The sequence below is a fragment of the Pseudomonas sp. NPDC089530 genome, assembly GCF_050280705.1.
GTDB lineage: Bacteria > Pseudomonadota > Gammaproteobacteria > Pseudomonadales > Pseudomonadaceae > Aquipseudomonas.
Genome location: NZ_JBNNVU010000138.1, coordinates 1 through 9,489, shown reverse-complemented (window position 1 = coordinate 9,489; position 9,489 = coordinate 1). Strand labels below are relative to the sequence as shown.

12 protein-coding genes and 1 pseudogene are annotated in these 9,489 nt (G+C 64.4%); 6 read left to right on the top strand and 7 right to left on the bottom strand.

Features of this window, described 5'->3' with window-relative positions:
• On the top strand, positions 1–944 hold a 944-nt coding region (locus tag ACQKQA_RS28510), incomplete at its 5' end, for a class I tRNA ligase family protein (RefSeq protein WP_427564555.1).
• Positions 945–1,140: 196 nt separating this feature from the next.
• Complete coding sequence (rlmF, locus tag ACQKQA_RS28505) at positions 1,141–2,166, top strand: 23S rRNA (adenine(1618)-N(6))-methyltransferase RlmF (protein ID WP_427564554.1); 1,026 nt, start codon at positions 1,141–1,143, stop codon at positions 2,164–2,166.
• Between the two features lie 99 nt (positions 2,167–2,265).
• On the opposite strand, the gene ACQKQA_RS28500 is transcribed toward rlmF, so the two are convergent.
• Positions 2,266–2,547, bottom strand: coding sequence for an HU family DNA-binding protein (locus ACQKQA_RS28500; RefSeq protein WP_007932138.1), 282 nt, complete (start codon positions 2,545–2,547; stop codon positions 2,266–2,268).
• A 397-nt stretch (positions 2,548–2,944) separates the two neighbouring features.
• Here ACQKQA_RS28500 and yejK point away from each other — a divergent pair, with 397 nt between their 5' ends.
• Both yejK and ACQKQA_RS28490 read left to right on the top strand, forming a co-directional pair.
• Positions 2,945–3,949, top strand: a complete 1,005-nt coding sequence (yejK, locus tag ACQKQA_RS28495) for a nucleoid-associated protein YejK (protein WP_427564553.1) — start codon at positions 2,945–2,947, stop codon at positions 3,947–3,949.
• Entirely contained in the window at positions 3,949–4,314 is a 366-nt protein-coding gene (locus tag ACQKQA_RS28490; RefSeq protein ID WP_427564552.1) for a glutaredoxin family protein, read from the top strand. The genes yejK and ACQKQA_RS28490 overlap by 1 nt, the downstream gene beginning before the upstream one ends.
• Positions 4,315–4,416: 102 nt before the next feature.
• On the opposite strand, the gene ACQKQA_RS28485 is transcribed toward ACQKQA_RS28490, so the two are convergent.
• The 5 genes from ACQKQA_RS28485 to ACQKQA_RS28465 form a co-directional block, all read right to left on the bottom strand.
• A complete protein-coding gene (locus ACQKQA_RS28485; RefSeq protein ID WP_427564551.1) occupies positions 4,417–5,352 on the bottom strand; it encodes a glutathione S-transferase family protein in 936 nt (311 codons plus the stop codon).
• An 83-nt stretch (positions 5,353–5,435) separates the two neighbouring features.
• Positions 5,436–5,759, bottom strand: a complete 324-nt coding sequence (locus ACQKQA_RS28480; RefSeq protein WP_427564550.1) for a GIY-YIG nuclease family protein — start codon at positions 5,757–5,759, stop codon at positions 5,436–5,438.
• Between the two features lie 51 nt (positions 5,760–5,810).
• Positions 5,811–6,281 (bottom strand): nuclear transport factor 2 family protein, encoded by a 471-nt coding sequence (locus ACQKQA_RS28475; RefSeq protein WP_427564549.1) that lies wholly within the window; start codon positions 6,279–6,281, stop codon positions 5,811–5,813.
• Between the two features lie 99 nt (positions 6,282–6,380).
• Positions 6,381–7,700, bottom strand: coding sequence for a CynX/NimT family MFS transporter (locus tag ACQKQA_RS28470; protein ID WP_427564548.1), 1,320 nt, complete (start codon positions 7,698–7,700; stop codon positions 6,381–6,383).
• Complete coding sequence (locus tag ACQKQA_RS28465) at positions 7,690–8,349, bottom strand: FadR/GntR family transcriptional regulator (RefSeq protein WP_427564547.1); 660 nt, start codon at positions 8,347–8,349, stop codon at positions 7,690–7,692. Before ACQKQA_RS28465 ends, ACQKQA_RS28470 begins: the two co-directional genes overlap by 11 nt.
• 167 nt (positions 8,350–8,516) lie before the next feature.
• Here ACQKQA_RS28465 and ACQKQA_RS28460 point away from each other — a divergent pair, with 167 nt between their 5' ends.
• Positions 8,517–8,828: a type II toxin-antitoxin system MqsR family toxin gene (locus ACQKQA_RS28460; RefSeq protein ID WP_427564546.1), complete on the top strand. Its 312-nt coding sequence runs from the start codon at positions 8,517–8,519 to the stop codon at positions 8,826–8,828.
• Complete coding sequence (locus ACQKQA_RS28455) at positions 8,825–9,298, top strand: type II toxin-antitoxin system MqsA family antitoxin (protein WP_427564545.1); 474 nt, start codon at positions 8,825–8,827, stop codon at positions 9,296–9,298. Before ACQKQA_RS28460 ends, ACQKQA_RS28455 begins: the two co-directional genes overlap by 4 nt.
• A gap of 59 nt (positions 9,299–9,357) precedes the next feature.
• On the opposite strand, the pseudogene glnQ reads toward ACQKQA_RS28455, so the two are convergent.
• Positions 9,358–9,489, bottom strand: a pseudogene (glnQ, locus tag ACQKQA_RS28450) (glutamine ABC transporter ATP-binding protein GlnQ); the annotation flags it as partial.

The following is a 9,489-nucleotide window of genomic DNA, read 5'->3' as shown; positions in this document are numbered from 1 at the left end:
ATCGCAAATTCTGCAACAAGATCTGGAACGCCGCGCGCTACGTGCTGGACAAGGGCGAAGACTGCGGCCAGAACGGCGAAGCCTACGAGCTGTCCCTGGCCGATCGCTGGATCATCTCCCAGCTGCAGCGCACCGAAGCCGAAGTGACCCGCCAGCTGGATCAGTTCCGCTTCGACCTGGCCGCCCAGGCGCTGTACGAGTTCATCTGGAACCAGTACTGCGACTGGTACCTGGAATTGTCCAAGCCGGTGCTGTGGGACGAGAACGCGCCGGTCGAGCGCCAGCGCGGCACCCGTCGCACCCTGGTGCGGGTACTGGAAGTGGCACTGCGCCTGGCCCATCCGTTCATGCCGTTCATCACCGAAGAAATCTGGCAGCGCCTGGCGCCGCTGGCCGGCATCCAGGGCAAGACCATCATGCTGCAGGCCTGGCCGGTGGCCAACGAAGCACGCATCGATGAGGCCGCCGAAAGCGATATCGAATGGCTCAAGACCCTGATGCTCGGCACGCGCAACATCCGCGCCGAGATGAACATCGGGCCAGGCAAGCCATTGGCGGTGTTCGTGAAGAACGCCAGTGCCGAAGACCAGCGCCGCCTTAGCGAAAACGATGCGTTGCTCAAGAAGCTGGCGAAGCTGGAGTCGATCACCGTATTGGCTGCTGGCGCAGAAGCACCGCTGTCCGCCACCGCCCTGGTCGGCGAGATGGAAGTGCTGGTGCCGATGGCCGGCCTGATCGACAAGGGCGCCGAACTGGCGCGCCTGGACAAGGAAATCCAGCGCCTGCAAGGCGAAGTGCAGCGGGTCGGCGGCAAGCTGTCCAACGCGGCGTTCGTCGACAAGGCTCCGGCTGAAGTGATCGAGAAGGAACGCGCCAAGCTGGCCGAGGCCGAACAGGCCCTGGGCAAGCTGGCCGAGCAGCACGCCCGGATCTCCAGCCTGTAACGGCGATTCGAGTACGACGAAAAAGGGAGCCCCGCAACGGGCTCCCTTTTTTATTTCCAGCCGCTGTAGGAGTGAGGCTTGCCCGCGAGACGCGATCCCTGACACACCACGTTATCGCTCCGACAGACGCCGCGTCACCCGGGCAGATATGGGACAATGCCCGCCACTTTGAGCCATACCCGAACCGACTTCGCCCATGACCGCCCCCCGCCCTCCCAAAGCCCCGCGTAAAAAGCCTCAACCCGCTGCTCCGGCCACCGCCGCCGCGCCCCGGGAAAAGGCCAGCCTGCACCCGCGCAACCGCCATCAAGGCCGCTACGACTTTCCACAGCTGATCAAAGGCACCCCGGAGCTGGGGGCGTTCGTGATCCTCAATCCCTACGGCAAGGAGAGCATCGACTTCGCCAACCCGGCGGCGGTACGGGTGTTCAACCGGGCCTTGCTCAAGGCGTTCTACGGCATCGCCCATTGGGACATTCCCGCCGACTTCCTCTGCCCGCCGGTTCCCGGCCGCGCCGACTACGTGCACTTCCTGGCCGACCTGCTGGCCGCGCACAACGACGGCGAGATCCCTCGGGGCGCGGCGGTGCGGGTGCTGGACATCGGGGTTGGCGCCAACTGCATCTATCCGCTGATTGGCCACTCCGACTACCGCTGGCAGTTCCTCGGCTCCGACATCGACACCACTGCCCTCGCCGCCGCCAAGGCGATCGTCCAGGCCAATGGCCTGAACAAGGCCATCAGCCTGCGCCAGCAAACCAACCGCAAGCAGATCCTCCAGGGCCTGCTGGAAGCCGACGAGCGCTTCGACCTGACGCTGTGCAATCCGCCGTTCCATTCCTCACTGGAAGAAGCCACCCGCGGCAGCCAACGCAAATGGCGGGCCCTGGGCAAGGCCGATCCCAAGCGCAAACTGCCGGTACTGAACTTTGGCGGCCAGGCCGCGGAGTTGTGGTGCGAAGGCGGTGAAGCGCGCTTCGTGACCCAATTGATCGGCGAAAGCGCCCTGGTGGCGCAGCAGGTGTTGTGGTTCAGCACCCTGGTGTCGAAAGCCTCGAACCTGCCGGCGATTCAGACCGCGCTGAAAAAGGCCGGGGCCCTGGAAAGCCAGGTGGTGGAAATGTCCCAGGGGCAGAAACAGAGCCGCTTCGTCGCCTGGACCTTCAAGGACAAGGCACAGCAACAGGCCTGGCGCCAGGAGCGTTGGGTTCGGAAGGGATAGCTAGAAGGGAAAAGCGGCGATTTACCTTGCGTAAATCGTTGCGGCCCAAGGCCGGCAAACCGTGCCCGGAAGGTCTCCGAGGCACGGTTCTACAGCATCTTACTTGTTGATCGAGTCGGTCAGGCCTTTAGCCACAACCAGCTTGATCACTTTCTTGGCAGCGATTTCGATGGCAGCGCCAGTCGATGGGTTACGGCCAGTACGGGCAGGACGCTCGGTCACTTTCAGCTTGCCGATGCCTGGCAGAGTGATTTCGCCGCCATTTTCCAATTGATCAGCAACGATTTGGGCCAGTTGGTCCAGAGCGTTACGCGCGGTGGTTTTCGGCGCGTCGATAGCTTCAGCGATATCGGCGATCAGTTGGTCTTTAGTAATAGCCATTATGGTGTTCCTTCCCTATCAAATTCATTTGGATTGCATGAGTGCAGTGTCAGCCATCGAGCCAGATCTTGTGGACCTGGCACCCCGGTCGCAACCACGAAAGATCGGGGTTATAGATACCGAAATCAGGGTTTGGTTCGACCTGACAAATGCTGAATGCACGCTTAACGCCGAGACATCGCGTAAGACGGGGGCAAAACTAGCACAGAGGCGGGGAAATATCCGCTTCTACCTAGCCATTTGGTCAGCTTTCTTGCTCTAAACCCGTAAAAAAATGCATAAGCTTGACCCAGGCCACCTTCCACTCCCCGCAAACAGCGCCAAAACCAGCAGGTGCGGTACACTGGGCACTTTTTCGGGGAGCCGCGCCCTCCCCCGCCAACCAGCCGAGAAGCCCATGCCGATCCGTCATTGCATCGTCCACCTGATCGACAAGAAACCCGACGGCAGCCCTGCCGTCCTGCACGCCCGCGACTCGGAACTGGCAGAGTCCGCAGCCATCGAGAACATGCTCGCCGACCTCAACGAAAGCTATAACGCCAAGCAGGGCAAAGCCTGGGGCCTGTTCCACCCCGAATCCGGCGCCTTTCCCTTCAGCGGCTGGCTGAAGGAATACCTCGACGGCGGCCAGGACTTCGCCGCCTTCAGCCGCGTCGCGGTCGAGCACCTGCAAAAGCTGATGGAAGAATCCAACCTGTCGGTCGGCGGCCACGTGCTGTTCGCCCACTATCAGCAAGGCATGACCGACTACCTGGCCATCGCCCTGCTGCACCACAGCGAAGGCGTGGCGGTGACCGACGAACTGGACGTGACCCCGTCCCGCCACCTGGACCTGGGCCAGTTGCACCTGGCCGCGCGGATCAACGTCTCCGAGTGGCAGAACAACAAGCAGTCCAAGCAGTACATCTCGTTCATCAAGGGCAAGAACGGCAAGAAGGTCTCGGAGTACTTCCGCGACTTCATCGGCTGCCAGGAAGGCGTCGACGGCCCGGGCGAGACCCGGACCCTGCTCAAGGCGTTCAGCGACTTCGTGGAAAGCGAAGACCTGCCGGAAGATTCCGCCCGGGAAAAGACCAAGGCCCTGGTGGACTACGCCAGCAGCCAGGCCAAGCTCGGCGAACCCGTAGGCCTGGAAGAGCTCTCGGAGCTGATCGACGAGGACCGCCCCAAGGCCTTCTACGATCACATCCGCAACAAGGACTACGGCCTGTCGCCGGAAATCCCCGCGGACAAGCGCACCCTCAACCAGTTCCGCCGCTTCACCGGCCGGGCCGAAGGCCTGTCCATCAGCTTCGAGGCGCACCTGCTGGGCTCGAAGATCGAGTATGACGAAGAAGCCGGCACCCTGATCATCAAGGGCCTGCCGACCCAACTGACCGACCAGCTCAAGCGCCGCAACTGATGCTGCGGGGCGTGTTGAAGAAGTTCCTGCTGATCCTGCTGCTGGTCGTGGCATATCAGCACTGGGGCAAGCTCGAGCGCCTGTTCAACCCCTCGCAGGTGGCGTCGGAGCAGGTCCGGGCCAACGCCCGGGTGGTGCTCTACGCCACCGACTGGTGCGGCTACTGCAAGGCCACCCGGCGCTTTCTCGACCAGAAGGGCATCGCCTTTCGCGAGTTCGATATCGAAAAAGACGCCGAGGCGCGCAAGACCTATACCGCGCTGGGCGGTGCCGGGATTCCGATCCTGGAGGTGAACGGCACACTGATTCGCACCTACGATCCCGACGCCATCCTCGCCGCCCTGGAATCCCCCCGCCCATTGTAGGAGCGGCCGCTCGACGCTCGATTGCTCGCGAGGAACGATCACACGGTGTTTCAGGCACCCCGCGCTGCTATCGCGAGCAAGCTTCGCTCCTACACCGGTCGGTCATTGCGCTTCGATGCGAAACCCCAGACGCGGGAAGTGCACATGCAGCACCCCGCCCCGCGGGTCTTCGCGGCGCAGGATCAGCTCCTCGCTGCCGGAGAACAGCAACTCGCCCTCCACCGGATCGACGCCATAGTCGGTCGCGGCGATCCGCACCTGCTGGCCGGCCCGGAAACCGTTGGGATCGCTGAAGACTTCATCCGGCAAGGCCGCCGGCGTGGCCTGACGGGCTACTTCGAGCGCCTCCTCGGCGGTCATGGCACTCGACGCGCCATGGCCGAACCCCAACACCCGCGCCAGCCACGCCGACACCGCCGGATAGGCGTCCACCAGCGGCGCCGTCACCGGCGTGCCCTTGAGGAACCACAGCGGATGGGCCAAGGCGAAGTCGGCGATCGAGGGTTCGCCGAACAGGAAGTCGCCCTCCTCACGCTGCAACTGCTGCTCCAGGCGCGCCATCAACGTCGGCCATTGATGCTTGGCCAACTCCAGCGGCACCAGGGTGGAGCTACCGCCGCTGAACAGCCCGGCGCGGTCGGCCATGAAGGCCTTGACCGCCTCCGGCGGCAGATGGCCGAAACGCACGGCGGCCGACTCGGGCTGGAACACCAGGCTCACCGTGTGCTGGAACACCACCGAGTCGGCCCAGATCGCGAAGGTCGCCGTCACCATTTCCCGGCCTTCGGGAAACAGTGCGGGCGAGGCCTTTTCCCGCTCCAGGCGCCGGGCGATCAATGCCGTGTCGCAATAGATATCGGCGCCGATCTGCAGCACCGGGGTCTTGCGGTAACCGCCGGTCAGCGCGGTGAGATCGGGCTTGGGCATCACCGGCGAAATCTTCACCGAGCGCCAGGACAAGCCCTTGAAGCCCAGCAACAGCCGGGCTTTTTCCGCGAAAGGAGAAGTCGGGTAATGGTGCAGAATCAATTCTGACATGCTGGCGTCCACTGGATGAGTAGGAGCATCCAGCTTAGCGCGCAAATTCCGGGCAGCCCACCGCCCAGGCTGATGGGAACTTATCAGTCAGCTTGATGAGCCGCGGTGGCCGAGGCCACCAGGCATTCCTTGGCGCTTTTCCTGAGTTTCTTGATCAGCCGCTCCTGGCGCAGGGCTTCGCTCTTGTCGCGGCAGGCCTCGGTGTAGACCAGCGCGACGGCCGGGCTGGAGAGGAAGAAGCGCGCGCCCTTGCCGTTCTGGTGCTTGGCGAAACGCTTGAGCGGGTCGTCGCTGATGCCGCAGTACAAAGCGCCATTGGCGGCGCGCACCAGGTAGACGAACCAGGGTTTGCTCGCCGCGGGAACAGGCTCGGCGTCGTCGATGGTGGATGGGCTGGAGCGGGTCACGGTGATCGCGGCCTGTGGAAAACAAGCCGCGATCTTAACAGAGGCCGCGCCTCAGCGACCGGCCTGGAAGGCTTTCAGGCCTTTGCGGGCCTGGGCGCGCACGGCGTTTTTCAGCAGCGGGGTCCAGCCCAGGAGCAGACCCTTGGTGCCCAAGGCCTGGCGGGCCCAGCGCCACATGGCGAACTGGTCGTGGTGCTCGCAGATCTTGCCGTCGCGGAACACGAAACGCGCCTGGATATCGTTGACCACCGTATTGCCAGTCTGGCTGAACAGGTAAGTCGCCACCCAATGGGCGCCGCCACTACGCTCGTCGGCGTGCACGCTGTCGAATGTCAGGGAGAAGTCCTTGGCCCGGGTGGTGAGCATGCGCCACATGTCACCGGCATCGCGACCGCGCAGCTCGCCGAACGCCGGATCACTGAACAGCACATCCTCGGTGTAGCAGGCGGCCATGGCCTCGGCATCCAGGCGCTGGAAAGCGCTATAGAACTCAGTGATCAAGGCGCGGTGGGCATCACTCATGAACAGGCTCCGACTCGGGAAAAGAATGCCTGCACGATAGTCTGCGACGCCTGGAAACACTATCGGCATTCGCCGCGCAAATACCGACAGTGGGGCGGATCAGATCTTTTCGCTTTCCACCTGCACGTAGCGCGAACGCCCGGCGCCCAGGCCGGCGACCATGGCCCCCAGGCCGATCACCGCGAAAATCCAGCCCAGGGCCGTCCAGCCACCGGTCCAGTCATGCACCAGGCCGACCGCGAACGGCCCCATGGACGCCAGGGTGTAGCCGATACCCTGGGCCATGCTCGACAGGTTGGCCGCCACGTGGGCGTCCTTCGACCGCAGCACGATCAAAGTCAGCGCCAGGCTGAAGGTGCCGCCCTGCCCCAGGCCCAGCAGGATCGCCCAGCCCCACAAGCCATCGAGCGGCGCATACAGGCAGCCGAACAGGCCGCCCAGGGTCAGCAGCATCACCACCACTATCGCCAGCCGCTGATCCTTGCCCCGCGTCGCCAGCCAGGGCGCGGCCAGGGAACTGGCGAGCTGCACGATCACCGAGCCGGACAGCACCAGCCCGGCCTGGGTCGGAGTCAGGCCGCGGCCGATGAGGATCGACGGCAGCCAGCCGAACACGATGTAGGCCAGCGAGGACTGCAGGCCCATGTACAGCGTCACTTGCCAGGCCAGCGGATCGCGAGACAGGCCGCGCACCCGATAGGCCGCGTGATGCACGCCCTGGCGTTTGCCGACCTGGGGCAGCCAGAACAGTGCCGCCACCAGCGCCGGCAGCACCCAGAACCCCAGGCCCAGCGCCCAGCTGTCAGCGAAGTGCTGGCTCAGGGGCACGCTCGCCCCGGCGGCCATCGCCGCGCCCAGGCACAGGGCCATGGTGTAGACGCCGGTCATGGTGCCCGCGTGCCGGGCGAAGTCGCGCTTGACGATGCCCGGCAGCAAGACCCCGATCACGCCGATGCTGGCGCCACCCAGGATGCTGCCGGCGAACAGCCCGACCTCCCCCAGGGAACTGCGCAGGATGATCCCGCCCGCCAGCGTCAGCAGGATGCCGAGCACCACGCGCTCGGCGCCAAAGCGCCGGGCCAGCACCGGGGCCAGCGGCGCGAACAGACCCAGGCACAACACCGGCAAGGTGGTCAGCAGGCCGGCCTGGGACGCCGACAGCCCGAGGCTGCGGGAGACCTCACTGAGCAGCGGCGCCATGCTCGACAGCGCCGGCCGCAGGTTCAGCGCCACCAGGATCAGCCCCAGCAGCAACAGCCAGGGGCGCGCCGGGACCGGGTGGCTCTGCTGGACCTCGGCATCGTCGGCCTCGGCGTCGATCAGCAGTTCTTCGAGCTCAGCCTCGCGCCGGGCAGCAGCAAGGGGGGACGGGTTATTGGCCTGGTGGCTGGACATGGTGCTCTCGGTTTCAGGGTTCATTGATCAGTTGCCGCGAAAGGGCCTTGGCCCGCTCCGGGTCACGCTGCTCGACGGCATCCAGCAGGTCGACATGCAGATCGAACACCGCCTGGCGTCGGGGATGGATGTTCAGGCTCTGGCGCAACTGCGCGCCGACCACGCTGGAGAAATAGCGGTACAGCTCGCTGAGAGTCGGGTTGTGGGCCGCGTCCACCAGTCGACAGTGAAAGGCCAGGTCACAGGCGATGTAATGCTCCAGCTCGCCGTGATAGTGGCTGCCGCTGAGTGCCAGGGCTTCGCGCAGTTCCTCCAGGTCCTGATCGGTACGGCGCAGGGCGGCCAGGCCGATGGCCTCGGTCTCGATGATCTGCCGGGTCTCGCGGGCCTGTTCCTGGGAACACTGGGACAGGACCTTGAGGGTATCCAGCGGATCGACCGCGGCGCGCAGGTAACTGCCGTCGCCCTGGCGAATCTCGACCAGGCCGGAAAACGCCAGGACCCGCATGGCCTCGCGCACGGTATTGCGGCTGATGCCCAGCTCCGCCGCCAGCTCGGGCTCGGTCGGCAGGCGCTGGCCAACGCTCCAGGCACCGTCGTTGATGCGCTGACGCAGTTGCTCCAGGGCCTGATCGACCAGGGAGCGCTTAACCAGGGGGGAGTGTTCTGTCATGTGCCGTCGCCCTTTCATCCAATCATCGGATGAATTTTCTTGGCATATTAGTCAGCTTCGCGCGGGCGAACAACCGAACCGACGCACGAAAATCACGCTCGGAAAGGACCATCCGATTGCCTAAAAAACCCTTTATGGGTAATTTTTATCGAAACTCATGGTGTCTTATGGAAAAGAAAACACCTCATTACGACCTGGCGGTGATCCAGGCGGATGTCACACGCCTGGGAGCGGCGGCCTTCACCCGGACCGCCCTCGTCAGCGGCCGGCATCTGGGACTGAGCCTCAGGGACATGCAGCAGGTGATTGCCGGGCTGCAGGGCAAGATGCTCTACAAGTCCATGACCAGCGACCTCGACCAACGGATCTGGCAGGACGTGTATGACACCCAAGTCGACGCCGTCGAGCTTTACCTCAAGGTCACCTACCGCCCCGGCGGCGGCCCTCCCGTGATCTCCTTCAAGGAGAAGCACCCATGAAACACAGGCAATGCGTCAGCTGCGGTGCCCCGACCGGCATGCAGCCGTTCAACAATCGCAGCGAGTCGATCGACTACCGGCACCTGCGGCGCCAGGTCCACGGCCTGGATGGCTGGGAATGCCAGGCCTGCGGGGAAATCGAATTCGACGCGGCCAGCGCCGAACGCTACGCCAGCGCCGGCGACCGGTTGCTGGAGGACTGCCGGCAGCTCATGGCCGCCGAGGTCAAGCGCATCCGCCGCAAGCTGCACCTTTCGCAAAAGGAAGCGGTGAAACTACTGTCCGGCGGCGGGCACAACGCCTTCTCCCGCTACGAACGCGGCGAGGTCGCCCCGCCCCAGCCGCTGTTCATGCTGCTGCGCCTGCTGGATCGGCACCCGCATTTGATGGCCGAGGTACAGGCGCTCAGCGAGCAGCAGGAACCGGCGACCGACAACGAACCCCATGAGGCCAATGTCACGGCGCCCTGAACTCCGGGCAAAAATAAACCCGGCGCCAGGCCGGGTTCATTTTCAGGGCAGCGCCTGGATCAGTGCAGGATCTGGCTCAGGAACAGCTGGGTCCGTTCGTTCTGCGGGTTGTCGAAGAAGTCGTTCGGCGCGGCCTGTTCGACGATTTCCCCCTTGTCCATGAAGATCACGCGGTTGGCCACGGTGCGGGC

Coding starts and splice junctions, on each gene's coding strand:
- yejK (WP_427564553.1), top strand. CDS start 2,945: ATGCCGATCCGTCATTGCATCGTCCACCTGATCGACAAGAAACCCGAC.
- ACQKQA_RS28470 (WP_427564548.1), bottom strand. CDS start 7,700: ATGAACCCTGAAACCGAGAGCACCATGTCCAGCCACCAGGCCAATAAC.
- ACQKQA_RS28475 (WP_427564549.1), bottom strand. CDS start 6,281: ATGAGTGATGCCCACCGCGCCTTGATCACTGAGTTCTATAGCGCTTTC.
- ACQKQA_RS28465 (WP_427564547.1), bottom strand. CDS start 8,349: ATGACAGAACACTCCCCCCTGGTTAAGCGCTCCCTGGTCGATCAGGCC.
- ACQKQA_RS28460 (WP_427564546.1), top strand. CDS start 8,517: ATGGAAAAGAAAACACCTCATTACGACCTGGCGGTGATCCAGGCGGAT.
- ACQKQA_RS28500 (WP_007932138.1), bottom strand. CDS start 2,547: ATGGCTATTACTAAAGACCAACTGATCGCCGATATCGCTGAAGCTATC.
- rlmF (WP_427564554.1), top strand. CDS start 1,141: ATGACCGCCCCCCGCCCTCCCAAAGCCCCGCGTAAAAAGCCTCAACCC.
- ACQKQA_RS28455 (WP_427564545.1), top strand. CDS start 8,825: ATGAAACACAGGCAATGCGTCAGCTGCGGTGCCCCGACCGGCATGCAG.
- ACQKQA_RS28490 (WP_427564552.1), top strand. CDS start 3,949: ATGCTGCGGGGCGTGTTGAAGAAGTTCCTGCTGATCCTGCTGCTGGTC.
- ACQKQA_RS28485 (WP_427564551.1), bottom strand. CDS start 5,352: ATGTCAGAATTGATTCTGCACCATTACCCGACTTCTCCTTTCGCGGAA.